This is a genomic window from Enterobacter cloacae complex sp. IR5402 (genome assembly GCF_049238125.1).
Classification (GTDB): domain Bacteria; phylum Pseudomonadota; class Gammaproteobacteria; order Enterobacterales; family Enterobacteriaceae; genus Enterobacter; species Enterobacter hormaechei_C.
In genome coordinates, this window is the sequence record NZ_JBMKHO010000007.1 from 116,752 (window position 1) to 141,340 (window position 24,589).

Consider the following 24,589-nt stretch of genomic DNA (forward strand, 5'->3'; position numbering starts at 1 on the left):
GGCTTATGCCTGGCCTTTGATCTCTTTACGACCGTTGTAAGGTGCTTTTTCGCCCAGCGCTTCTTCGATACGAATCAGCTGGTTGTATTTAGCAACACGGTCAGAACGGCTCATAGAACCGGTTTTGATCTGGCCAGCAGCGGTACCAACAGCCAGGTCAGCGATGGTAGCATCTTCAGTTTCGCCAGAACGGTGAGAGATAACCGCGGTGTAGCCAGCGTCTTTCGCCATTTTGATCGCAGCCAGCGTTTCGGTCAGAGAACCGATCTGGTTGAATTTGATCAGGATGGAGTTAACGATACCTTTCTCGATGCCTTCTTTCAGGATCTTGGTGTTGGTTACGAACAGATCGTCACCAACCAGCTGGATTTTGTCGCCCAGTACTTTGGTCTGGTATGCGAAACCATCCCAGTCAGACTCGTCCAGACCGTCTTCGATAGAAACGATTGGGTACTGTTTGGTCAGGTCTTCCAGGAAGTGGGTGAACTCTTCAGAGGTGAACGCTTTGTTGCCTTCGCCAGCCAGAACGTATTTACCGTCTTTGTAGAATTCAGATGCTGCGCAGTCCATCGCCAGGGTGATGTCTTTGCCCAGCTCGTAGCCTGCTGCTTTAACCGCTTCAGCGATAACAGCCAGTGCTTCTGCGTTAGAACCCAGGTTTGGCGCGTAGCCGCCTTCGTCACCAACAGCCGTGTTCATACCTTTAGCTTTCAGAACTTTAGCCAGGTTGTGGAACACTTCAGAACCCATACGTACCGCTTCTTTCAGGGTTTTCGCGCCAACTGGCTGAATCATGAATTCCTGAATATCAACGTTGTTGTCTGCGTGCTCACCACCGTTGATGATGTTCATCATTGGTACAGGCATAGAGTATTTGCCTGGGGTGCCGTTCAGTTCAGCGATGTGCTCGAACAGTGGCATGCCCTTAGCTGCTGCTGCCGCTTTGGCGTTCGCCAGGGAAACCGCCAGGATTGCGTTCGCACCGAAGTTAGATTTGTTTTCAGTACCGTCCAGATCGATCATGATCTTGTCGATGCCAGCCTGATCTTTAGCATCTTTGCCAACGATAGCCTGAGCAATAGGACCGTTAACAGCGCCAACCGCTTTCAGTACGCCTTTGCCCATGAAACGGGATTTGTCGCCATCACGCAGTTCCAGCGCTTCGCGGGAACCTGTAGAAGCACCTGATGGAGCCGCTGCCATACCGACGAAACCACCTTCCAGATGAACTTCAGCTTCAACGGTCGGGTTACCACGGGAGTCGATGATTTCACGACCGATGACTTTAACGATTTTGGACATTAGATTTTCCTCAGTACAAGTTAAACTAAAACTCCAGACAAACAACGCGTACCAAAGGTACGCGTTGCCGTTCTAACTTTTTTTACTTCGCCTGACGCTTCTGGTACTCGCTGGCGGCTTTCACGAAGCCTGCAAACAGCGGATGCCCGTCACGCGGCGTTGAAGTAAATTCCGGGTGGAATTGGCAGGCCACGAACCACGGATGGTTAGGCACTTCGATGATCTCGACTAACTGATCATCCCCGGAACGGCCCGCAACACGCAGACCCGCAGCTTCAATTTGTTTCAACAACATGTTGTTGACTTCATAGCGGTGACGATGGCGCTCGGTGATGACCGGCTCGCCGTACAGCTTGCGTACCACGCTATCGTCGGACAGCTGGCAGGCCTGTGCGCCAAGACGCATGGTGCCACCCAGATCGCTCTTCTCGGTACGGACTTCGACGTTACCGTCTTCGTCGCGCCATTCCGTAATCAGCGCCACAACAGGGTACTTACAGTCTGGCACAAATTCCGTAGAGTTCGCGTTTTCCATTCCCGCTACGTTGCGCGCAAATTCAATCAGCGCAACCTGCATACCCAGGCAGATACCGAGGTATGGAATATTGTTTTCACGCGCATAGCGTGCAGTGGCGATCTTGCCTTCAACACCACGGTAGCCGAAGCCGCCAGGGATGAGAATCGCATCCAGATCTTTGAGGATTTCGACGCCGCGCGTCTCCACATCCTGCGAATCAATCAGCTTGATGTTCACAGAGACGCGATTCTTCAGACCACCGTGTTTCAGCGCTTCGATAACTGACTTATAGGCATCTGGCAGTTCGATGTACTTGCCGACCATACCGATAGTCACTTCGCCGCCCGGATTAGCTTCTTCGTAAATCACCTGCTCCCATTCAGACAGGTTAGCTTCCGGACAGTTCAAGCTGAATCGTTTACAAATATAATCGTCCAGACCCTGTGATTTCAACAGGCCCGGAATTTTATAAATGGAATCGACATCTTTCATTGAAATAACGGCTTTTTCAGGCACGTTACAGAACAATGCAATTTTCGCACGTTCGTTCGCCGGAATCGCGCGATCGGAACGGCAAACCAGGATGTCAGGCTGAATACCGATGGAGAGCAGCTCTTTAACAGAGTGCTGAGTCGGTTTGGTTTTCACTTCACCTGCTGCCGCCATGTAAGGCACCAGCGTCAGGTGCATGAACAGCGCGTGCTCACGACCAATATCTACCGCCAGCTGACGAATCGCTTCGAGGAATGGCAGGGATTCGATATCCCCCACGGTACCGCCGATTTCAACCAGCACAACGTCATGCCCTTCGCCACCGGCAAGGACACGCTCTTTAATGGCGTTAGTGATGTGTGGGATGACCTGCACGGTCGCGCCCAGGTAGTCACCACGGCGCTCTTTACGCAGAACGTCAGAGTAGATACGACCAGTCGTAAAGTTGTTACGACGGGTCATTTTGGTACGGATGAAACGCTCGTAGTGGCCAAGATCCAGATCGGTTTCAGCGCCGTCTTCAGTAACGAACACTTCCCCGTGTTGGGTTGGGCTCATGGTGCCAGGATCGACGTTGATGTACGGATCCAGTTTCATCATGGTCACATTGAGGCCACGGGCTTCAAGAATGGCTGCGAGGGAGGCTGCGGCAATGCCTTTACCCAGAGAGGATACGACCCCGCCGGTCACAAAAATATAGTTCGTTGTCATGCTGAACCTGAGAAGTTAGGGTGAAACGATGGAATAACCAGGACGGGAAAGTAGTATACCCGAACACGACGAGCGCCACAAACTTTCATTCTCCGTCTCCATTCCAGGCCATGACAAACATAAGGAGTGAGAAAATAGCCCCTTTTGGGTAAATGTTTTTGACGCAAATCAAGCGCTTGTCATTTAAAAAATCACACAAATTGCGCTTGATCGCAAAATCTCGTTAGAGATCATGTTCCTGGCGTTTTACTTCCTGCCAGACTTCTTCCATCGCGTCGAGGTCAATCCCGCTCATTTCCAGGCCGCGCGAGGCCACAATCCGCTCAACTTCGCGAAAGCGTCGTTCGAATTTAATGTTCGCTTTTTGCAGGGCGGTTTCCGCTTTTACACCGAGGTGGCGTGAAAGGTTGACGGTTGCAAACAGCAGATCGCCCATCTCCTCTTCCAGCTTTGCTTCATCCACAACGGCCTGCTGCGCTTCATGCATCACTTCGTCGATCTCTTCGTGTACTTTTTCCAGCACCGGGCCGAGAGAGGTCCAGTCAAACCCTACCGCCGAGCAGCGCTTTTGAATTTTGTGCGCGCGCATCAGCGCGGGAAGGTTCAGGGGAATGTCGTCCAGCGCCGAGTGCTGGGATTTTTCAGCGCGTTCAGCGCTTTTTATCTGCTCCCAGCGCGCCAGCACTTCCACACTGTTACCTGCGGAGGCATCACCAAAGATATGCGGATGACGACGCTCCAGCTTGTCGCTGATAGCGGCGCAGATATCGTCAAAGTTAAAGCGCCCCTCTTCCTGCGCCATCTGCGCGTAGAACACCACCTGGAACAGCAGGTCGCCCAGCTCACCGCGCAGATCGTCGAAATCCTCTCGCGAAATGGCGTCCAGCACTTCGTAGGTCTCTTCCAGCGTGTAAGGCGCAATGGTGGCGAAAGTCTGCTCTTTATCCCACGGGCAGCCGTTTTCCGGGTCGCGCAGGCGTTTCATGATGCCGAGCAGGCGGTCGATTTGAGTCATAACAGATTCCATTAAATGCCTGAGCCGGGTGGCGGCGTTGCCTTACCCGGCCTACAGAAGAGGATGTTTAGCCGCCGTGCAGACGACGCGCGTCAATCACATCCGGCACCTGGTTCAGTTTGCCGAGTACGCGGCCCAGCACCTGAAGGTTATAGATTTCGATAGTCATATCGATGGTGGCAAGCTGCTCGCGGGTATCGCTGCGGCTGGCAACGCCCAGCACGTTGACCTTCTCGTTGGCGAGAATGGTGGTGATGTCGCGCAGCAGGCCGCTGCGGTCGTTGGCAGTGACGCGCACCACCAGCGAGTAACCCGCCGAGTAGCTCTCCCCCCAGACGGCTTCCACGATACGTTCCGGCGCATGCGATTGCAGCTCTGCAAGCTGGTCGCAGTCGGAGCGGTGAATCGAGATCCCGCGCCCCTGGGTGATAAAGCCGACAATATCATCTCCCGGGATCGGCTGGCAGCAGCGGGCAATGTGGTGCATCAGGTTACCCACCCCTTCAACCACCACGCGGCCATTGTCCTTGCTGCGCTGCTGCGGAGCATAGGTTTTCTGCTGGAGCTGTTTCAGGGCTGCCGCATCCTGCTCTGCCGCGCTTGGCTTGTTGAACTGCGCTTGCAGGAAGTTCACCATCTGGTTCAGGCGGATATCACCGCCGCCAATCGCCGCTAACAGTTCGTCGAGCTCGTTGAAGTTGTAGCGCGGCAGCAGGAACTTCTCCGCTTCTTTCAGGCTAATGCCAATATGTTCCAGCTCGTCGTCCAGGATCTGGCGACCGGCAAGGATGTTCTTGTCACGATCCTGCTTGCGGAACCATGCGTGAATTTTTGAGCGCCCACGGCTGGTGGTAACGTAACCGAGGTTTGGGTTCAGCCAGTCGCGGCTTGGGTTTGGCTGCTTCTGGGTGATGATTTCAATCTGATCGCCCATCTGTAGCTGGTAGGTAAACGGTACGATACGTCCGCCGATCTTCGCCCCGATGCAACGGTGCCCCACATCGCTGTGGATGTGGTAGGCGAAATCGAGCGGCGTGGAGCCTGCCGGCAAATCAACCACGTCCCCTTTCGGGGTAAAGACGTAGACGCGATCGTCGAAGACCTGACTGCGCACTTCGTCGAGCATTTCGCCGGAGTCGGCCATCTCTTCCTGCCACGCAATCAGCTTACGCAGCCAGGCGATACGGTCCTCGTGACCGGAGCGACCGCCACCGGAGGTACCCTCTTTGTATTTCCAGTGCGCCGCCACGCCCAGCTCGGCGTCTTCGTGCATCTGTTTGGTACGGATCTGAATTTCCACCGTTTTGCCGCCAGGGCCGAGCACCACGGTATGGATAGACTGATAGCCATTCGGTTTCGGGTTCGCGACGTAGTCATCGAACTCATCCGGCAGATGGCGGAAATGAGTATGCACTATCCCCAGCGCGGCATAGCAGTCCTGAAGACGCTCCGCCACGATACGCACCGCGCGCACGTCAAACAGCTCGTCAAAGGCGAGGTGTTTCTTCTGCATTTTGCGCCAGATGCTGTAGATGTGCTTTGGACGCCCGTAGACCTCGGCGCGCACATTCTCCTCTTTCATCGACTGGCGCAGCCCGCTGACAAATTCCTCGATATAGTGCTCGCGGTCAATGCGGCGTTCGTGCAGCAATTTTGCAATGCGTTTGTATTCCGCCGGATGCAGGTAGCGGAAGCAGTAATCTTCCAGCTCCCACTTCAGTTGCCCGATACCCAGACGGTTCGCCAGCGGCGCATAGATATTCGTACACTCTTTGGCGGCCAGGACGCGCTCGTCTTCCGGCGCATCCTTTACTTCACGCAGATGGGCAACCCGTTCGGCCAGCTTGATCACCACGCAGCGGAAATCATCTACCATCGCCAGCAGCATACGACGAACGTTATCCACCTGCTCGGAAGAGACAGAGTCAGTTTGCGCGGCTTTAAGCTGACGAATGGCTGCCATATCACGCACGCCGTGGATGAGCGCCACGACGGACTGGCCGACGCTTTCACGCAGGACGTCTTCCGTCACCACGTCGGCGTCCGCCAGGGGGAACAGCAGTGCGGCCTGTAGCGTTTCGATGTCCATGTTCAGCATGGAGAGAATTTCAACCATCTCCACGCCGCGCCACAACAGCAGTTCAGCGTCCGGATGCCCCTGCGTTGTGCGTAAACAATAGGCCCAGGTTTCGGTTAAGCGTTCACACGACTGCTGGCTGGAAATCCCCAGACTTGCGATCCATTTTTGAGGGTCAAACTCACCAGCTTTATTTAAATGTGCACTTCTTACCGCAACCATCGTCCTCTCCTTTAGGGACAAGGGCCTGTCGAAGTCGACAAGCCAAACTCATTAGATGTGCTCGAACAACACCATCGATTCCAGATGACCAGTGTGCGGGAACATGTCCAGCATTGCCAGACGCCGAATCTGGTAACCCCCGCTCAATAATGCTTCGCTGTCACGGGCAAGCGTCGCCGGGTTACAGGAAACATAGACCACGCGTTCAGGCGCGAGTTTAATTATATGCTGCATCACGCCTGGCGCACCTGCGCGCGCCGGATCGAGCAGGATCTTATCAAAGCCCTGCTTAGCCCACGGTTGCTGAGTGACATCATCCTCAAGATTTTGATGAAAGAATGTCACATTTTGCAAACCGTTCTGTTGGGCGTTCTCCTGGCCTTTCGCCACCAGCGCCTCAACGCCTTCCACTCCGACCACGCTTGCTGCTCTGCGGGCCAGCGGCAGGGTAAAGTTCCCCATGCCGCAGAACAGATCGAGCACCCGGTCAGTGGGCTGTACGTCGAGCCATTCCAGCGCATTCGCCACCATCTGTTGGTTCACGCCGTCGTTGACCTGGATAAAATCCCGCGGGCTGAACGTTAAGCGTAGCCCGTCTGACGCATACCAGGGCGCTTCTCCGCTGACCTGCTCAAGTATCTCGCTTTGCGGCGCGAGGAAAAGCGCAAGCTCATGAGAATGCGAAAAGCGTTCCAGTTTTTCGCGATCCGCCTTTGACAGCGGCGCGGTGTGGCGCAGCACCATCAGCGGGCCACTGTTGGCCAACACCAGTTCGACATGGCCGAGCGAACGCACGCCATCCAGCGATGCAAGACAGTGGTGCACGTCCGGGAGCAATGCCTCAAGATGGGGCACCAAAACAGGGCACTGCGTGACAGAGACGATATCGCTGGAGCTGGCTTTGCGAAACCCCATCTCCAGCCGCTCGGTTTTGGGCTGGTAGCTGAGGCTCAGGCGAGCGCGGCGACGGTAGCCCCAGGGCCGATCGGCAATGATGTCATTCACGTCGTGCCCGACCAGGCGGGCCAGCGCGCTGCTTTTACTTTTTTGCTGTAATTCAGTGCTGGCATGCTGTTGCTGGCAGCCACCGCAGACGCCAAAATGGGGGCAGCGAGGCGTCACGCGCTCCGGGCTATCATTAAGACGGCGCTTGACCTGACCGCGCGCATACTGACGTTTGTCTTCCGTCAGCGTAATATTTGCACGTTCTCCTGGCAGCAAACCTGTGATAAACAGTGTTTTACCCTTGTGACGCGCCACCCCCTGTCCAAAAGGATCGAGGTCAGAGGCTTCAACAGTTATGATCTGACGCGTCGTCACGCGTCGTTTTGCAGAGTAGAATTGCGCCATCGCCAAGATTGTTCTCAAATAAACATAATTAGCCTGATTGTCCCATAACGGAACTCCATGACCAACTACAGCCTGCGCGCGCGCATGATGATTTTGATCCTCGCTCCTACCGTTCTCATCGGTTTGCTGCTGAGCATTTTCTTTGTAGTGCATCGCTATAACGATTTGCAGAGACAGCTTGAAGATGCCGGGGCCAGTATTATCGAACCGCTGGCCGTCTCCAGCGAGTACGGCATGAACCTGCAAAACCGTGAATCCATTGGTCAGTTAATCAGCGTATTGCACCGCCGTCATTCAGAGATCGTACGCGCCATTTCCGTTTATGATGAGCATAACCGTCTGTTCGTCACCTCGAATTTCCATCTGGATCCCACGTCGCTGAAAATCCCGGATGGTACCCCCTTCCCGCGTCATCTTACGGTGTTGCGGCGAGGCGATATCATGATCCTGCGCACGCCGATTATCTCCGAAAGCTATTCACCCGACGAATCTGCCCAGTCCGATGCGAAGTCCAGCAATAATATGCTTGGATATGTGGCGCTGGAGCTGGATCTCAAGTCGGTGCGGCTCCAGCAGTACAAAGAAATTTTCATCTCCGGCGTGATGATGCTGTTCTGTATTGGCATCGCGCTGATCTTCGGCTGGCGACTGATGCGCGACGTCACGGGGCCTATCCGCAACATGGTGAATACCGTTGACCGGATCCGCCGGGGTCAGCTCGACAGCCGCGTGGAAGGCTTTATGCTCGGCGAGCTGGATATGCTGAAAAACGGCATCAACTCAATGGCGATGTCGCTGGCGGCTTATCACGAAGAGATGCAGCACAACGTTGACCAGGCCACCTCTGACCTGCGCGAAACGCTGGAGCAGATGGAGATCCAGAACGTGGAGCTGGATCTGGCGAAAAAACGTGCTCAGGAGGCGGCGCGTATTAAGTCTGAATTCCTGGCGAACATGTCGCACGAGCTGCGCACGCCGCTGAACGGGGTGATTGGCTTTACCCGTCTGACGCTCAAAAGCGAGCTGAACCCGACCCAGCGTGACCATCTGCATACCATTGAACGCTCAGCCAATAACCTGCTGACCATTATTAACGACGTACTGGACTTCTCGAAGCTGGAAGCGGGCAAGCTGATTCTGGAGAGTATTCCCTTCCCGCTGCGCAGCACGCTGGATGACGTGGTCACGCTTCTTGCCCACTCATCGCATGATAAGGGTCTGGAACTGACGCTCAATATTAAAAATGATGTGCCGGATAACGTCATTGGCGACCCGCTGCGCCTGCAACAGGTCATTACCAATCTGGTGGGCAACGCGATTAAGTTCACCGAGAGCGGCAACATCGACATTCTGGTCGAAAAAAGGGCGCTCAGTAATAACAAAGTCCAGATTGAAGTGCAGATCCGGGATACCGGCATCGGTATTCCGGAGCGCGATCAGACGCGTCTGTTCCAGGCTTTCCGCCAGGCCGATGCGAGCATTTCCCGTCGTCACGGCGGAACGGGCCTGGGGCTGGTGATCACCCAAAAGCTGGTGAAAGAGATGGGAGGCGATATCTCCTTCCACAGCCAGCCTAACCGGGGCTCAACCTTCTGGTTCCATATCAACCTTGATCTTAACCCGAACGTGCAGACCGACGGCCCGGTCACCGGGTGCCTGAAGGGGATGCGTCTGGCCTATGTGGAACCGAACGCCGCGGCAGCGCAGTGTACGCTTGATGTATTAAGCAGCACGCCGCTGGAGGTCATCTACAGCCCGACCTTCTCCGCGCTGGCGAACGATCATTACGATATCCTGTTGTTGGGGATTCCGGTGACGTTTACCGGAGAACTGACCATGCAGCAGGAACGCCTGGCGAAGGCGGCCTCAATGACGGACTACCTGCTGCTGGCGCTGCCGTGCCACGCCCAAATCAACGCCGAAGAGCTGAAAAACGACGGAGCGGCGGCGTGTCTGCTGAAACCCCTCACCGCCACACGGCTGTTACCTGCGTTGACCGAATATTGCCGTCTGACGCATCAGTCCCTGCCGCTGGAAAATGACGAACATAAGCTGCCGATGACGGTGATGGCCGTGGACGATAACCCGGCGAACCTGAAGCTGATTGGCGTGCTGCTTGAGGATCAGGTTCAGCATGTTGAGCTGTGTACCAGCGGCGCCGAAGCCGTGGAACAAGCCAAACAGATGCAGTTCGACCTGATCCTGATGGATATTCAGATGCCGGGCATGGATGGCATCCGCGCCTGCGAGTTGATTCGCCAGCTTCCGCACCAGCAGCAGACGCCGGTGATTGCCGTGACGGCGCACGCGATGGCGGGGCAAAAGGAGAAACTGCTGGGTGCGGGCATGAACGATTATCTGGCGAAACCGATCGACGAAGAGAAGCTGCACAGCCTGCTGCTGCGCTACAAGCCGGGGCACATTGGCGGGACATACACCATTACAGCTGAATCGCCGGAGATCAGCGTTAACCAGAATGCCACGTTTGACTGGCAACTGGCGCTGCGCCAGGCGGCAGGCAAACCCGATCTGGCCCGCGATATGCTGCAAATGCTGGTGGACTTCCTGCCTGAGATCCGTAACAAGGTTGAAGAACAGCTGGTGGGTGAAAACCCCGAAGGACTGCTGGAAGCCATTCATAAACTGCATGGCAGCTGCGGCTACAGCGGCGTACCGCGGTTGAAAAATCTCTGCCAGTTGCTTGAACAGCAGCTCCGCGCGGGTACGCCAGAATCCGATCTCGAACCGGAGTTCCTGGAGCTGCTGGACGAGATGGACAACGTGACGCGGGAAGCAATGAAGGTGTTGGGGAGCTAAGACCAAAGCCCGGTGGCGCTTCGCTTACCGGGCCTACAGGAGCACGAACGTTAACGCGACATCCCCTGCCCCATCTTTATCACCGCCGCAATATTCCTTGCGGCCATCTGTACATTCTGTTGCGCATTTTCCAGCGCATCCTCCAGCGAGCAGATGGTGTAAATCACGCTGAATACGGCATCCAGTCCGTGCTCATGCACCACGCCAACATCCGCCGTCAGGCTGCCGGCAATGCCAATAACCGGCTTGTTATAGCGTTTCGCGACTCTCGCCACGCCAACGGGCACTTTTCCGTGGATCGTCTGGCTGTCGATACGCCCTTCGCCCGTGATCACCAGATCGGCGTCCGCGACCTGTTCATCGAGATGCAGGGCATCGGTGACAATCTCAATCCCCTGACGGAGCTGTGCGCCGCAAAATGCATACAGCGCCGCCCCCATTCCGCCAGCCGCACCGCCGCCCGCCAGGTTTAAGACGTCAATATCCATATCCCGGGCGATAATTTTTGCGTAATGCGCAAGCGCGTTGTCCAGCGTCCTGACCATCTCCGGCGTCGCCCCTTTCTGCGGACCAAATACCGCAGAAGCGCCAGTCTCGCCGATCAGGGGGTTGGTTACATCGCAGGCCACTTCAATTCGACAGGCTGCCAGCCGCTTATCCAGCCCGCTAAGATCGATATGCGCAAGGCTTGCCAGTTCGCCGCCGCCCGGCCCAACGGGCTGCGCTTTCGCATCCAGCAGTTTTACGCCCAGCGCCTGCACCATGCCTGCGCCACCGTCATTGGTCGCGCTGCCTCCAATGCCAATAATGATATGCTTAACGCCCGCATCCAGCGCATGACGGATCAGTTCCCCGGTTCCCCAGGAGGTGGTGATTAACGGGTTACGCTTTGCAGGAGCAACAAGCTCCAGACCGCTCGCTGCCGCCATCTCGATAAAGGCGCTTTTCCCGTCTCCGGATAACCCGAAAAACCCTTCCACGCGTTCACCCAAAGGCCCGGTAACAGGAACATGGACAAGACGCCCATGCGTGGCTGCCACCATCGCTTCCACCGTCCCTTCACCACCATCGGCAACCGGTAATTTGACATAGTCCGCTGACGGGAAAATTTCGCGAAAACCGACCTCTATCGCTGTCGCCACCTCCAGCGCGCTCAAGCTTTCCTTATACGAGTCCGGAGCGATAACAATTTTCATAAGCCATCCTTACGCATGTTAGTTACGTTAAGCATACACCACGTAAGGGACCACTCATGGGAGCGGTCCCAATGAGCTTATCGTACCATGCACGGACGTTTATTGTCGAATCTCCACTCTGGGATCAGGTATTGCATCGCCAGCGCGTCATCACGCGCGCCCAGGCCGTGTTTCTGGTAAAGCTCATGCGCTTTCATGACCTGGTCCATATCCAGCTCAACGCCCAGCCCCGGCGTAGCAGGAACTTGCACCATGCCGCCTTTGATTTCAAACGGCTGTTTGGTCAGGCGCTGGTTGCCCTCCTGCCAGATCCAGTGGGTGTCGATGGCGGTAATGTTGCCCGGCGCAGCGGCCGCCACGTGGGTGAACATCGCCAGCGAGATGTCGAAGTGGTTGTTGGAGTGGGAGCCCCAGGTCAGGCCGAACTCATGGCACATCTGCGCCACGCGAACCGAGCCCTGCATCGTCCAGAAGTGCGGGTCTGCCAGCGGAATGTCCACCGATTGCAGCGAGAGCGTGTGCCCCATCTGACGCCAGTCGGTCGCGATCATGTTGGTGGCGGTTGGCAGCCCGGTGGCGCGACGGAACTCCGCCATTACTTCACGTCCGGAGAACCCCTGCTCGGCGCCGCACGGATCTTCCGCGTAGGCCAGCACGCCTTTAAGCTGCTTACCGATTTTGATCGCCTCATCAAGCGACCAGGCACCGTTCGGATCCAGCGTGACGCGCGCCTGCGGGAAGCGCTTCGCCAGCGCGGCGATCGCCTCAGCTTCTTCTTCACCCGCCAGTACGCCGCCTTTCAGCTTGAAGTCATTAAAGCCATATTTTTCATACGCGGCTTCCGCCAGGCGCACCACCGCGTCCGGGGTCATCGCTTCATCGTGACGCACACGATACCAGTCGCATTTTTCGTCCGGCTGGCTCTGGTACGGCAGCGGGGTGAGTTTGCGGTTGCCGATAAAGAACAGGTAGCCGAGCATTTCCACTTCGCTGCGCTGTTGGCCGTCGCCCAGCAGGGAGGCGACATTGACGCCCAGATGCTGGCCCAGCAGATCCAGCATTGCGGCTTCAATGCCCGTGACCACATGGATAGTGGTGCGCAGATCAAACGTTTGCAGACCACGGCCACCCGCATCACGATCGGCAAAGGTCGTGCGCACGCGAGTCAGCACATTTTTGTACTCGCCCAGCGTCTTACCCACCACCAGCGGAATGGCGTCCTCCAGCGTTTTACGGATCTTCTCCCCGCCCGGGATTTCACCGACACCGGTATGCCCTGAGTTGTCCTTGATCACCACAATATTACGGGTGAAGAACGGCGCATGGGCGCCGCTCAGGTTCATCAGCATGCTGTCATGTCCCGCGACAGGAATGATCTGCATGGAGGTAACTACAGGGGTAGAAAATGTGCTCATCGTTCGATCCTTTTATCAGTGACGTCCAAATACAGGGCGCTTACGGTCAAATGTCCAGCCGGGGATAAGGTACTGCATCGGGCCTGCGTCGTTGCGCGCGCCGCCCGGCAGTTTTTTATACGCTTCATGCGCCTTGTGGATCTGATCCCAGTCAAGCTCCACGCCCAGCCCCGGCGCATCCGGCACAGCAATTGTGCCGTTTTTGATTTCAAGTGGATTTTTGGTCAGGCGCGCTTCGCCTTCCTGCCAGATCCAGTGCGTATCGATGGCGGTCGGGTTGCCCGGCGCCGCCGCGCCAACGTGGGTAAACATCGCCAGCGAAATGTCGAAATGATTATTGGAGTGGCAGCCCCAGGTGAGGCCCCAGTCATCGCACAGCTGCGCCACGCGCACCGCGCCGGAAAGGGTCCAGAAGTGCGGGTCCGCAAGCGGTATGTCCACCGCATTCAGCATCACCGCATGGCCCATTTCGCGCCAGTTGGTGGCAATCATGTTGGTCGCAACCGGCACCCCGGTAGCGCGGCGGAATTCGGCCATCACCTCGCGGCCAGAAAAGCCCTGCTCGGCACCGCACGGATCTTCCGCGTAGGTCAGCACGTCGCCCAGCCCTTTGCACAGCGCGATAGCTTCATCCAGCAGCCAGGCGCCGTTCGGATCGACGGTGATGCGTGCCTCCGGGAAGCGTTTTTTCAACGCGCGCACGCTGTCAATCTCCTGCTCGCCCGGCAGAACGCCGCCTTTCAGCTTGAAGTCTTTAAAGCCGTAGCGATCCTGCGCCGCCTCTGCCAGGCGTACCACCGCCTCGCCAGAGAGCGCCTCCTGATGACGCAGGTGATACCACTCGTGGGTACCCGGCGAGCGTTCCAGATACGGCAGATCGGTTTTAGTCCGGTCGCCAACGTAGAACAGATAGCCCAGCACCGTTACCGCATCACGCTGTTTGCCTGGCCCCAGCAGTTCGCAGACCGGCACGTTCAGCGCCTTGCCCAGTAAATCGAGGAGAGCCGCCTCCAGCGCCGCCACCGCGTTAACGCGCAGTTCAAACGTCCAGGCACCTTTGCCGAAGGTATCAAAATCCGCCGACTGGTTGCCCTTATGAACCCGCTGAACCACCTTGTTGAGACGGGCGACCTCCTGCCCAACCACCTGCGGGATGGCGTCGACCAGCGTCTGGTAAATCACCTCTCCGCCAGGCGCTTCCCCGACGCCGGTGTTCCCTGCGCTGTCGGTCAGCACCACAATGTTGCGGGTGAACCAGGCGTTATGCGCGCCACCAATGTTGAGCAGCATGCTGTCCTGCCCCGCCACCGGGATGACCTTCATCTCCGTCACGATCGGGCTTGATTGCGTTGTCATCATCCGCGCTCCCCAACAGGTTTCAGTTCGATTCGTTTGATGTCACCCACCAGCACCAGGTAACTGAGTACCGCCACCAGCGCATGGACGCCTACATAAATCAGCGCACCATTGAAGGAGCCGGTGGTGCCGACGATGTAACCGATAGCGATTGGGGTGACAATGCCGGAAATGTTGCCAAACATGTTGAACAGACCGCCGCTCAGGCCGCTGATCTCTTTCGGCGCGGTATCTGCCATCACCGCCCAGCCCAGTGCGCCAATGCCTTTACCGAAGAAGGCCATCGCCATAAAGCCGATAATCATCCACTCCGCGCTGACGTAGTTACAGAACACCATGGTCATGGAGAGCAGCATGCCGAGCACGATTGGCGTTTTACGCGCAATATTCAGCGAACCGGTACGACGCATCAACCAGTCGGAGATGACCCCGCCAAGCACCCCACCCACGAAGCCGCAGATGGCCGGCACGGAGGCGACAAACCCCGCCTTCAGAATCGACATCCCACGCGCCTGCACCAGGTAAACCGGGAACCAGGTGATGAAGAAGTAGGTTAAGGCGTTAATGCAATACTGGCCGAGATAGATACCGATCATCATTCGTGAGCCGACGAGTTGTTTGATCTGCCCCCATTTCTGGCTGAACGGGACCTTAGCTTTCTGGGTTTTCTGATCCATGTTGATCAGCGCCCCGCCTTCAGCAATGTAGTCCAGCTCTTTCTTGTTCACGCCCGGATGCTGGTTTGGTTCGTGGATCACTTTCAGCCAGATGAAGCTGATGACGATCCCCAGCCCGCCCATGAAGAAGAAGACGTGTGACCAGCCCACCTCATGCGTCAGCCAGCCCATGATTGGCGCGAAAATAACCGTCGCAAAGTATTGCGCCGAGTTAAAGATCGCTACCGCCGTTCCCCTCTCCTGCGCCGGGAACCAGGCGGCCACAATACGGCTGTTGCCAGGGAACGATGGCGCTTCCGCTAAGCCCACCAGGAAGCGGAGGGTAAAGAGCGCAATGATAATGCCGAAGCCGCTAAAGATATCCACGAAGCCCTGTAACAGGGTAAACATCGACCAGATGAAAATGGACCAGAAATAGACCCGTTTTGAGCCAAAGCGGTCCAGCAGCCAGCCGCCAGGGATTTGGCCGATTACGTAGGCCCATGAAAATGCGGAGAAAACATACCCCATACCCACCGGATCAAGTCCGATGTCCTTTGCCATCTCAGAGCCGGCAATGGATAACGTGGCACGGTCGCCGTAGTTGAAAGAGGTGACGATAAACAGCATCACCACTATCCAGTAGCGGGCGTTGGTGCGCTTCTCAGCGCTGCTCGCCGCGTGGCTTAATGTACTCATTGTTGCACTCCTGAAACATAGCTTTCGCCTGGTTCATTCTGTACAGCACCTGTAGGGTAATCAGAATGAGAGATTTGTGTTTGGTTTTGGTACGGCCAGAAGCCGTTTTATAGTGACGGGAAAAGTATATGAAGGAGTGACCGGTTCTCTCACCGTGCAGGAACACAACATTGACGGGCGTGGGGAACGTGGTTTGGGGCATAAGCCCAAAGTGGTGGAAGATACTTCACGGAATTGAGGATAGGGTGCGGCTTCGTTGCCGGGTGGCGGCTTCGCCTTACCCGGCCTGGCGTTCGTTTAGTACAGGGTTAGTTCAGGAGCGTGGCCCAGTGTTCAACCCAGGGATTTGACTCGCTTTCTGGCTCAGGGTGTTCACCTGCATCAATCAGCAACATCTCTCCGACGCGCTGAGCGCTCTGTTCCTGCAACAGCGCGTCGAACTGCTTACCGCCGCCGCAGAAATTGGCGTAAGAGCTATCGCCGAGGGCAATGATGCCATAGTGAACATCTGGCTGATAGCCAAGCTGGTCTTTAATGCCCTGGAAAAGCGGGACGATGCTGTCCGGTAGATCGCCCTGCCCGGTGGTGGAGGTCACCACCAGGATGTATTTATCTTTATACTTTTCCCAGTCCGCCAGCTCCGGATCTTCATAAACCGTTGCTTTATGGCCCTGGTTTACGAGGATTGCTTCCGCTTCCTCCGCCACCAGCAGCGAGTTGCCGTACATTGTCCCGACAAAAATGCCTACTTCAGCCATGCTTTGCTCCCGTAATTATTGCGCTTGCTGTTCATCCTGAACGTTGCCTGCGGCAAACTCAACCCTTTCATTTTCGGGGAGTTGTCCCAGCCAGCCAAACTGTGACAGCGCCTGCATCCAGACCTTGTCCAGCCCCGCGCGAATAGTCAGCGGTTCGCCGGTAAACGGGTGCGTCAGGCGTAGCTCGCTGGCGTGCAGCATCAGCCGGTTACAGCCAAAGTGCTCGGCCGCGCTGCGGTTCTGGCGCAGATCGCCGTGCTTGCTGTCGCCGATAATGGGGTGGCGCAGATGTGCAAGGTGACGGCGAAGCTGGTGCTTGCGCCCGGTTTTGGGCAAAAGCTCCACCAGACTGTATCGCGTGGTCGGAAATTTGCTGGTCGCCACCGGCAGTTCTGTGGTCGCCATACCACGATAGTCGGTCACCGCTGGCTGCGGGCCTTTATCTTCGCGGGCAAATTTATCGGCGATTTTATCCAGTTCCTCCACCAGGGGATAATCAAGCGTGGCGGAATCCATCAGCCAGCCACGCACGATGGCGTGGTAGCGTTTCTGGATCTGGTGCTGTTCAAACTGCTGCGCCAGCAGGCGCCCGGCCTCACTGGAAAGCCCCATCAGCAGAACACCAGAGGTTGGCCGATCGAGACGATGGGCAGTAAAAACGTGCTGACCGATTTGATCGCGCACGGTTTGCATGACCACCACTTTCTCATCGCGATCGAGCCAGCTACGGTGCACCAGCCAGCCGGACGGTTTATTCACCGCCACTAACCACTCATCCTGATAAAGGATCTCAAGCGTCATGCATCGTCACCGGCGAAAAGCGCATCCAGCTTCTCCAGCTCCACCAGCATCATGGCACGCGCCGGGTGGGTCGCTTCCAGCGCCATTTCGTAATAGGGAGAGACGGCAAAAGACGCGGGCAACGCGTGGCCACCTTCCAGCAGCGCGTGCATACGCGGAATTAAGACCCACTGGAGCCACTCGAACGGGTCCAGCGTATCCAGACAAAACGGTTGGGTGCTGGCGAACGCGTCTGGCTGCGGCGCGTTATCCTGCCACAGCTGATGCTGGCGCATAAGGGCTTCGATGGCGTGCAACTGCGCACGAACGCTGTCATGATGCGACATATATACCTCAACTGAAAAACGGAATGGCGCGAAGCATAGCATTGCGGAAGACAGAAATAAAAAAGGGAGCACTGTAAAAACAGTGCTCCCGGTTCGTTTCGCAGCATTCCAGCTACAATACGTGCTCCCTGCTCATCCGTGACAACTTTTCCTGATGCCCGAAGGCCTGGTCATCCCTTTACCTTTTGCTTCCTGCTCACATCGTCCTGATGTGTAGGTTTCATCCTGAAACGTCCTGGCCATCCTGACCCACCGACCATCCTGACCGGCTCTCGTTCTCCTTCCTGGAGGTGTCCCTTACGCATCCTGCGTGATCCACTTTGCTTCATCCTGAAGCCTTCCTGCGGCGTCATCCTGACGTGTCCCTGGTAAGAAACGCCATCATCCTGATGTTCGTTTCTCGTGTCGGCATCCTGTCGACACAGATAGAATCCGCTATTCTGCTTCGTCTTACAACCCACCTTGTGAGCAATGTAAGCCAGGCGAAACGGGGGATTTCCTTTCAGAAAACCACTAACTTATTGAAAGAGAAGTTAATATTAATCTGAAATTCCTAAGACAATGCTAATTGTTTCGGCGATGTCTCACAGCGCGTGTAAGAGATCTCTCACACGCCCACTAGCATCATGGATTACAGAAGCGGCTCAATTCGGGTAAGGAAATCCGCAAGTGAAGGCGCGAGAACGTCGCGATTGCGGGTGCCGAGCGTCTCTTTAATGACCTCGCCAGACAGGTTGCAGACAGAAATGACGTCCAGTTCACTGTCGAGCGTCGCAATAAAGAGAGTCGGAGAGAGCTTAAGCCGTTTTTGCGTGACCAGGTGACCAATGAGGTTTTCCTGAACGCGTTGCAGATCGTCTTCGCTCCAGGTTTGCAGCAGCGTCAGCGGCTGTCCTGCAAAACATGCAGTCATATCCCCGGCAAACTGCGTGGTATAAAATGCATGAAGCGCAGGTTGTATCACAAGGTCCATCGCGCGTTCAACAGCATTTACATTCTGCTCGCCCATGAACGGTTTCGGTTGCCAGATAACGTAATCATCCTGCGAAGCGATAATGCACGGTGACGGCACGCCATATAAGTCAGTACTTTGCGGCCACGTCCCCCGCTTTTCATGCCAGGCATCGCAATAGCGGGTCGTGAAGGACGTCAGGGCATTTGCAGTTTCGATATCCACCGATTTCTCTCTTCTTGTAAGACAGGATAAACTCAGCCCATAAGTGTACCTGTAAAGTGGCTATGAAACATGTCTTACGAAAATCATCAGGCGTTAACGGGCTTAACGCTGGGAAAATCGACCGATTACCGCGACACCTACGATGCAAGCCTGTTGCAGGGCGTGCCGCGCAGTCTGAACCGCGATCCGCTCGGGCCGCACGCTGACGCGCTGCCGTTTGTCGGCGGCGACATCTGGACGCTGTACGAACTCTCCTGGCTGAATGCGCGCGGTCTGCCGCAGGTGGCCGTGGGCCACGTCGAGCTGGATTACGCCAGCGTAAACCTGGTCGAATCCAAGAGCTTTAAGCTCTATCTCAACAGCTTTAACCAGACCAAATTTAACAGCTGGGACGAGGTGCAACAGACGCTTGAACGTGATTTAAGCGCGTGCGCGCAGGGGAACGTAACCGTCTCGTTATACCGTCTGCATGAGCTGGAAGGTCAGCCCATCGCCCATTTCCACGGCACCTGCATCGACGATCAGGACATTGAGGTGGAAAGCTATGAATTTAGCAGCGACTACCTGGAAAACGCGGCGGGCGGAAAAGTGGTCAACGAGACGCTGGTTAGCCATCTGCTGAAATCCAACTGCCTTATCACCCATCAGCCGGACTGGGGCTCGGTACAGATCCAGTACCGCGGCCCGCAGATTGACCGTGAAAAGCTGCTGCGTTACCTGGTGTCATTCCGTCATCACAACGAATTCCACGAGCAGTGCGTGGAGCGCATCTTCAACGACATCCAGCGTTTCTGCCAGCCCGAAAAGTTGAGCGTTTACGCCCGCTACACCCGTCGCGGCGGTCTGGATATCAACCCGTGGCGCACCAATACCGATTTTGTGCCTGCCACCGGACGACTTGTGCGCCAGTAAGATAAATATTTTCACAATATGCGGGCGGTATTCCGCCCGAAGTGTTGTGAAACGTCATAAGCCAGGGCTATTGTAATCAACAGGGAAAGACGATAATCGTCCCATAAGGAGCTCACTTGATTACACATATTAGCCCGCTTGGCTCTATGGATATGTTGTCGCAACTGGAAGTGGACATGCTTAAACGCACCGCCAGTAGCGACCTTTATCAACTGTTTCGTAACTGTTCACTTGCCGTACTGAACTCCGGAAGCCTGACCGACAACAGTAAAGAGCTGCTGTCCCGCTTCGAAAGTTTTGATATCAACGTGCTGCGCCGCGAGCGCGGGGTGAAGCTCGAAGTGATCAACCCGCCGGAAGACGCTTTTGTCGACGGGCGTATTATTCGCTCACTTCAGGCCAACCTGTTTGCCGTGCTGCGCGACATTCTGTTTGTTAACGGACAGATCAGCAATGCCGGACGTTTCCAGCATCTTGACCTGGAAAGTTCCGTTCATATCACCAACCTGGTCTTCTCCATTCTGCGTAACGCCCGTGCCCTGCACGTGGGCGAAGCGCCGAACATGGTCGTCTGCTGGGGCGGTCACTCCATTAACGAAACCGAATACCTGTATGCCCGCCGCGTAGGGACGCAGCTCGGCCTGCGCGAACTGAATATCTGTACCGGTTGCGGTCCTGGCGCGATGGAAGCGCCGATGAAAGGCGCGGCAGTAGGACACGCACAGCAACGCTATAAAGAAGGCCGTTTTATCGGCATGACCGAGCCATCGATCATCGCCGCTGAGCCGCCTAACCCGCTGGTTAACGAACTGATTATTATGCCGGATATCGAAAAACGTCTTGAGGCGTTTGTCCGTATCGCGCACGGCATCATCATCTTCCCGGGCGGCGTAGGCACGGCGGAAGAGCTGCTTTATCTGCTGGGGATCCTGATGAACCCGGCTAACAAAGATCAGGTTCTGCCGCTGATCCTGACCGGCCCGAAAGAGAGCGCCGACTACTTCCGCGTGCTGGACGAGTTTATCGTGCATACGTTGGGCGAAGATGCGCGCCGTCACTACCGCATTATTATTGACGATGCCGCAGAAGTGGCCCGTCAGATGAAAAAAGCGATGCCGCTGGTGAAAGAGAATCGTCGTGATACCGGGGATGCCTACAGTTTTAACTGGTCCATCCGTATCGCACCGGATCTTCAGATACCCTTCGAGCCGTCGCATGAGAACATGGCGAACCTCAAACTCTATCCGGATCAGCCGGTGGAAGTGCTGGCTGCCGACCTGCGTCGCGCCTTCTCTGGCATCGTGGCGGGGAACGTGAAAGAGGTAGGGATCCGCGCAATTGAAGAGTTCGGGCCGTATAAGATCCACGGTGACCCGGAGATGATGCGCCGCATGGATGACATGTTGCAGGGCTTTGTCGCTCAGCACCGCATGAAGCTTCCAGGCTCTGCCTATATTCCGTGTTACGAAATCATCAAGTAAAGCGACATTTCTCTCCTCTCAAGCCGGATCGTCATCCGGCTTTTTTATTAGTGATGCAATTCATAGCGATCTTCAATGTTATTAACAAATCTGACGTCTGCGCAAACGATTACCTCGATTTTGAAACCGTAAATAATCAGCCTTAATCGAAATTACCCGCCAGAAAATCCTAAAATCCCATTTCTTTACAGCGAAAGACACCTATCTCGCGGGTCGACCTTTTCGAAAACATGTCGTTAATGGTAGCCTTCGCGCCCGTAAATTCTCTTTGATGTTTTTTTAACAGATAAATGGTCTAAAGATACCCACATCACAAGTGGATTATTGCATTTGGGATCGCGATCACTGATAGATTCATAACTAGAATGTATCTTTCCGCCCGCCAATAGTTACGGGCAAAAATTATTAAAAAACCGTCACTGAACGAATTTCATATTACCGTCAGGCACTTTTTCATCGGATTTGACTAAAAACCTGACAATTTGCTTCCTCCAGGAGATACAGATGGAAACCACTCAAACCAGCACCGTTGCTTCGATTGAATCCCGAAGCGGTTGGCGCAAAACGGATACCATGTGGATGCTTGGCCTGTACGGCACAGCAATCGGCGCTGGTGTACTGTTCCTTCCTATCAACGCAGGTGTCGGCGGTATGATCCCGCTGATCATCATGGCCCTCATCGCTTTCCCGATGACCTTCTTTGCACACCGCGGCCTGACCCGCTTCGTGCTGTCCGGTAAAAATCCGGGCGAAGACATCACTGAAGTCGTTGAAGAACACTTCGGCGTCGGCGCAGGTAAGCTGATTACCCTGCTCTACTTCTTCGCGATTTACCCGATTCTGCTGGTGTACAGCGTTGCTATCACCAACACCGTTGAAAGCTTTATGATGCACCAGCTTCAGATGACCCCGCCGCCGCGTGCGATTCTGTCCCTGATCCTGATCGTCGGTATGATGACCATCGTGCGCTTCGGCGAGCAGATGATTGTGAAAGCGATGAGCGTGCTGGTGTTCCCGTTTGTTGCGGCTCTGATGGTGCTGGCTCTGTACCTGATCCCACAGTGGAACGGCGCTGCGCTGGAAACCCTGTCTCTGAGCAGCGCATCCACGACCGGCAACGGTCTGATGCTGACCCTGTGGCTGGCGATCCCGGTGATGGTATTCTCCTTCAACCACTCGCCAATCATCTCTTCCTTCGCAGTAGCGAAGCGTGAAGAGTACGGCAATGGCGCAGAGAAGAAGTGCTCCAGCATCCTGGCTCGCGCGCACATCATGATGGTACTGACCGTAATGTTCTTCGTGTTCAGCTGCGTGCTGAGCCTCTCCCCGGCGGATCTGGCGGCGGCGAAAGAGCAGAACATCTCTATTCTGTCTTACCTGGCAAACCACTTTAACGCACCGCTGATTGCGTGGATGGCGCCGATCATCGCGATTATCGCCATCACCAAATCCTTCCTGGGCCACTACCTGGGCGCACGTGAAGGCTTCAACGGCATGGTGATTAAATCTCTGCGTGGTAAAGGCAAGACCATTGAAATCAACCGTCTGAACAAAATCACTGCACTGTTCATGCTGGTGACCACCTGGGCGGTAGCCACCCTGAACCCAAGCATTCTGGGCATGATTGAAACCCTGGGCGGCCCGATTATCGCGATGATCCTGTTCCTGATGCCGATGTACGCGATTCAGAAAGTGCCTGCGATGCGCAAATACAGCGGCCATATCAGCAACGTGTTCGTTGTTGTGATGGGCCTGATTGCCATCTCCGCTATTTTCTACTCGCTGTTCAGCTAATACCTCCTGCGCCGTCTGCGGACGGCGCACTTCTCCCCTCTGACTGAAGCAATGGACGCATCATGATTAGCGTATTCGATATCTTCAAAATCGGTATTGGTCCTTCCAGCTCTCACACCGTCGGACCAATGAAAGCCGGTAAACAATTCACGGATGACTTGATTGCACGCGGCATTTTGCACGACATCACCCGCGTGGTTGTCGATGTATATGGTTCCCTTTCCCTGACCGGTAAAGGCCACCATACCGATATTGCCATTATCATGGGGCTGGCGGGTAATCTGCCGGATACCGTTGATATTGATGCAATACCTGGCTTTATCCAGGACGTGAACACCCACGGTCGTTTGCTGCTGGCGAACGGCGAGCATGAGGTTGAATTCCCGGTTGATCACTGCATGAATTTCCATGCGGATAACCTGTCGTTGCACGAGAATGGCATGCGCATTACCGCGCTGGCCGGCGACAAAGCGGTTTACAGCCAGACGTATTACTCCATCGGCGGCGGGTTTATCGTCGACGAGGACCATTTTGGTCAAAGCACCAATTCTGCTGTTGATGTGCCGTACCCTTACAAAAACGCGGCCGACTTACAGCGTCACTGCCAGGAGACAGGGCTTTCTCTCTCCGGCCTGATGATGAAAAACGAGCTGGCCCTGCACAGCAAAGAGGAACTGGAACAGCACTTCGCTAACGTCTGGGAAGTGATGCGCAGCGGCATTGAGCGCGGGATCACCACCGAAGGCGTGCTGCCGGGTAAACTGCGTGTTCCGCGTCGTGCGGCTGCGCTGCGCCGCATGCTGGTCAGCGCCGACAAAACCACCACCGATCCGATGGCCGTCGTCGACTGGATCAACATGTTCGCGCTGGCGGTGAACGAAGAGAACGCCGCGGGCGGCCGCGTCGTCACCGCACCAACCAACGGGGCGTGCGGCATTGTTCCGGCGGTCCTGGCGTATTACGACAAGTTTATCCGTGAAGTGAACGCAAACTCACTTGCACGCTACCTGCTGGTCGCCAGTGCGATTGGCTCACTGTACAAGATGAACGCCTCAATTTCTGGCGCGGAAGTAGGCTGTCAGGGTGAAGTGGGCGTAGCCTGCTCTATGGCGGCGGCGGGTCTGGCCGAATTGCTGGGCGCAAGCCCTGCGCAGGTTTGTATCGCGGCGGAAATCGGCATGGAACATAACCTGGGGCTGACCTGCGATCCGGTCGGCGGACAGGTCCAGGTGCCATGCATCGAACGTAACGCCATCGCCTCGGTGAAAGCAGTGAACGCGGCCCGTATGGCGCTGCGTCGTACCAGCGAACCGCGCGTCTGCCTCGACAAGGTTATCGAAACCATGTACGAAACCGGCAAAGATATGAACGCCAAATACCGCGAAACCTCCCGCGGTGGCCTGGCGATGAAGATCGTCACCTGCGATTAAGCCTCTCAGGAAGCCTCGTTTTGCGAGGCTTCTTCCTGTTTTCCCCACCATTCATAGTTTCATGCTGCGCTCAGTGTTACCCTTC

General features: G+C 55.8%; 18 protein-coding genes. 5 read left to right on the forward strand and 13 right to left on the reverse strand.

Translation table 11 applies throughout. From position 1 onward, the window contains the following. Positions 1-3: 3 nt before the first annotated feature. The 5 genes from eno to rlmD all read right to left on the reverse strand — a co-directional run bounded on the left by eno (position 4) and on the right by rlmD (position 7,686). Positions 4-1,302 carry a phosphopyruvate hydratase gene (eno, locus tag ACOTXL_RS13875; RefSeq protein WP_006811784.1) on the reverse strand — a complete coding sequence of 433 codons (1,299 nt, stop codon included), beginning with the start codon at positions 1,300-1,302 and terminating at the stop codon, positions 4-6. Positions 1,303-1,384: 82 nt separating this feature from the next. Beyond that, a complete protein-coding gene (gene pyrG, locus ACOTXL_RS13880; RefSeq protein WP_003862718.1) occupies positions 1,385-3,022 on the reverse strand; it encodes a glutamine hydrolyzing CTP synthase in 1,638 nt (545 codons plus the stop codon). Between the two features lie 223 nt (positions 3,023-3,245). Then, the gene (mazG, locus tag ACOTXL_RS13885; protein ID WP_032610052.1) at positions 3,246-4,037 is read right to left on the reverse strand and encodes a nucleoside triphosphate pyrophosphohydrolase; all 792 of its coding nucleotides are present in this window, start codon (positions 4,035-4,037) and stop codon (positions 3,246-3,248) included. Positions 4,038-4,104: 67 nt separating this feature from the next. After that, positions 4,105-6,336 carry a GTP diphosphokinase gene (relA, locus tag ACOTXL_RS13890; RefSeq protein ID WP_003862722.1) on the reverse strand — a complete coding sequence of 744 codons (2,232 nt, stop codon included), beginning with the start codon at positions 6,334-6,336 and terminating at the stop codon, positions 4,105-4,107. 51 nt (positions 6,337-6,387) lie between these two features. Continuing rightward, on the reverse strand, positions 6,388-7,686 hold the full coding sequence (rlmD, locus tag ACOTXL_RS13895) for a 23S rRNA (uracil(1939)-C(5))-methyltransferase RlmD (protein WP_023314753.1): 1,299 nt from the start codon (positions 7,684-7,686) through the stop codon (positions 6,388-6,390). A 57-nt stretch (positions 7,687-7,743) separates the two neighbouring features. On the opposite strand from rlmD, the gene barA reads away from it, so the two are divergent. After that, the gene (barA, locus tag ACOTXL_RS13900; RefSeq protein WP_003862726.1) at positions 7,744-10,503 is read left to right on the forward strand and encodes a two-component sensor histidine kinase BarA; all 2,760 of its coding nucleotides are present in this window, start codon (positions 7,744-7,746) and stop codon (positions 10,501-10,503) included. Positions 10,504-10,553: 50 nt separating this feature from the next. Here the strand turns inward: barA and ACOTXL_RS13905 are convergent, their stop codons facing one another. The 8 genes from ACOTXL_RS13905 to syd all read right to left on the reverse strand — a co-directional run bounded on the left by ACOTXL_RS13905 (position 10,554) and on the right by syd (position 18,887). Next, entirely contained in the window at positions 10,554-11,699 is a 1,146-nt protein-coding gene (locus tag ACOTXL_RS13905; RefSeq protein ID WP_023314755.1) for a glycerate kinase, read from the reverse strand. A 77-nt stretch (positions 11,700-11,776) separates the two neighbouring features. Further along, on the reverse strand, positions 11,777-13,114 hold the full coding sequence (gene gudD, locus ACOTXL_RS13910) for a glucarate dehydratase (protein ID WP_003862731.1): 1,338 nt from the start codon (positions 13,112-13,114) through the stop codon (positions 11,777-11,779). A 15-nt stretch (positions 13,115-13,129) separates the two neighbouring features. Next, positions 13,130-14,470: an enolase C-terminal domain-like protein gene (locus ACOTXL_RS13915; RefSeq protein ID WP_045351026.1), complete on the reverse strand. Its 1,341-nt coding sequence runs from the start codon at positions 14,468-14,470 to the stop codon at positions 13,130-13,132. Beyond that, on the reverse strand, positions 14,470-15,825 hold the full coding sequence (gene gudP, locus ACOTXL_RS13920) for a galactarate/glucarate/glycerate transporter GudP (protein WP_003862734.1): 1,356 nt from the start codon (positions 15,823-15,825) through the stop codon (positions 14,470-14,472). The genes ACOTXL_RS13915 and gudP overlap by 1 nt, the downstream gene beginning before the upstream one ends. 308 nt (positions 15,826-16,133) lie before the next feature. Then, complete coding sequence (locus ACOTXL_RS13925) at positions 16,134-16,583, reverse strand: flavodoxin (RefSeq protein WP_023295346.1); 450 nt, start codon at positions 16,581-16,583, stop codon at positions 16,134-16,136. A 15-nt stretch (positions 16,584-16,598) separates the two neighbouring features. Then, entirely contained in the window at positions 16,599-17,384 is a 786-nt protein-coding gene (gene truC, locus ACOTXL_RS13930) for a tRNA pseudouridine(65) synthase TruC (protein ID WP_045337384.1), read from the reverse strand. Continuing rightward, positions 17,381-17,710: a YqcC family protein gene (locus tag ACOTXL_RS13935; protein ID WP_003862740.1), complete on the reverse strand. Its 330-nt coding sequence runs from the start codon at positions 17,708-17,710 to the stop codon at positions 17,381-17,383. The genes truC and ACOTXL_RS13935 overlap by 4 nt, the downstream gene beginning before the upstream one ends. A 631-nt stretch (positions 17,711-18,341) precedes the next feature. Further along, complete coding sequence (syd, locus tag ACOTXL_RS13940; protein ID WP_003862744.1) at positions 18,342-18,887, reverse strand: SecY-interacting protein; 546 nt, start codon at positions 18,885-18,887, stop codon at positions 18,342-18,344. Between the two features lie 69 nt (positions 18,888-18,956). Between syd and queF the strand changes: the two genes are divergently transcribed. From queF to ACOTXL_RS13960, 4 genes are all read left to right on the forward strand, one after another. Further along, positions 18,957-19,799 carry an NADPH-dependent 7-cyano-7-deazaguanine reductase QueF gene (gene queF / locus ACOTXL_RS13945; RefSeq protein WP_045351021.1) on the forward strand — a complete coding sequence of 281 codons (843 nt, stop codon included), beginning with the start codon at positions 18,957-18,959 and terminating at the stop codon, positions 19,797-19,799. A 116-nt stretch (positions 19,800-19,915) separates the two neighbouring features. Beyond that, a complete protein-coding gene (gene ppnN, locus ACOTXL_RS13950; RefSeq protein WP_003862748.1) occupies positions 19,916-21,280 on the forward strand; it encodes a nucleotide 5'-monophosphate nucleosidase PpnN in 1,365 nt (454 codons plus the stop codon). 504 nt (positions 21,281-21,784) lie between these two features. Further along, on the forward strand, positions 21,785-23,074 hold the full coding sequence (locus ACOTXL_RS13955) for an HAAAP family serine/threonine permease (RefSeq protein ID WP_045343893.1): 1,290 nt from the start codon (positions 21,785-21,787) through the stop codon (positions 23,072-23,074). Between the two features lie 62 nt (positions 23,075-23,136). After that, positions 23,137-24,504 carry an L-serine ammonia-lyase gene (locus ACOTXL_RS13960; RefSeq protein ID WP_003862751.1) on the forward strand — a complete coding sequence of 456 codons (1,368 nt, stop codon included), beginning with the start codon at positions 23,137-23,139 and terminating at the stop codon, positions 24,502-24,504. Positions 24,505-24,589: the final 85 nt, after the last annotated feature.

What these genes read in the sequence shown, in the direction of transcription:
- eno (WP_006811784.1), bottom strand. Translation starts at nt 1,302, where the DNA reads ATGTCCAAAATCGTTAAAGTCATCGGTCGTGAAATCATCGACTCCCGT.
- pyrG (WP_003862718.1), bottom strand. Translation starts at nt 3,022, where the DNA reads ATGACAACGAACTATATTTTTGTGACCGGCGGGGTCGTATCCTCTCTG.
- mazG (WP_032610052.1), bottom strand. Translation starts at nt 4,037, where the DNA reads ATGACTCAAATCGACCGCCTGCTCGGCATCATGAAACGCCTGCGCGAC.
- relA (WP_003862722.1), bottom strand. Translation starts at nt 6,336, where the DNA reads ATGGTTGCGGTAAGAAGTGCACATTTAAATAAAGCTGGTGAGTTTGAC.
- rlmD (WP_023314753.1), bottom strand. Translation starts at nt 7,686, where the DNA reads ATGGCGCAATTCTACTCTGCAAAACGACGCGTGACGACGCGTCAGATC.
- barA (WP_003862726.1), top strand. Translation starts at nt 7,744, where the DNA reads ATGACCAACTACAGCCTGCGCGCGCGCATGATGATTTTGATCCTCGCT.
- ACOTXL_RS13905 (WP_023314755.1), bottom strand. Translation starts at nt 11,699, where the DNA reads ATGAAAATTGTTATCGCTCCGGACTCGTATAAGGAAAGCTTGAGCGCG.
- gudD (WP_003862731.1), bottom strand. Translation starts at nt 13,114, where the DNA reads ATGAGCACATTTTCTACCCCTGTAGTTACCTCCATGCAGATCATTCCT.
- ACOTXL_RS13915 (WP_045351026.1), bottom strand. Translation starts at nt 14,470, where the DNA reads ATGACAACGCAATCAAGCCCGATCGTGACGGAGATGAAGGTCATCCCG.
- gudP (WP_003862734.1), bottom strand. Translation starts at nt 15,825, where the DNA reads ATGAGTACATTAAGCCACGCGGCGAGCAGCGCTGAGAAGCGCACCAAC.
- ACOTXL_RS13925 (WP_023295346.1), bottom strand. Translation starts at nt 16,583, where the DNA reads ATGGCTGAAGTAGGCATTTTTGTCGGGACAATGTACGGCAACTCGCTG.
- truC (WP_045337384.1), bottom strand. Translation starts at nt 17,384, where the DNA reads ATGACGCTTGAGATCCTTTATCAGGATGAGTGGTTAGTGGCGGTGAAT.
- ACOTXL_RS13935 (WP_003862740.1), bottom strand. Translation starts at nt 17,710, where the DNA reads ATGTCGCATCATGACAGCGTTCGTGCGCAGTTGCACGCCATCGAAGCC.
- queF (WP_045351021.1), top strand. Translation starts at nt 18,957, where the DNA reads ATGTCTTACGAAAATCATCAGGCGTTAACGGGCTTAACGCTGGGAAAA.
- ACOTXL_RS13955 (WP_045343893.1), top strand. Translation starts at nt 21,785, where the DNA reads ATGGAAACCACTCAAACCAGCACCGTTGCTTCGATTGAATCCCGAAGC.
- ACOTXL_RS13960 (WP_003862751.1), top strand. Translation starts at nt 23,137, where the DNA reads ATGATTAGCGTATTCGATATCTTCAAAATCGGTATTGGTCCTTCCAGC.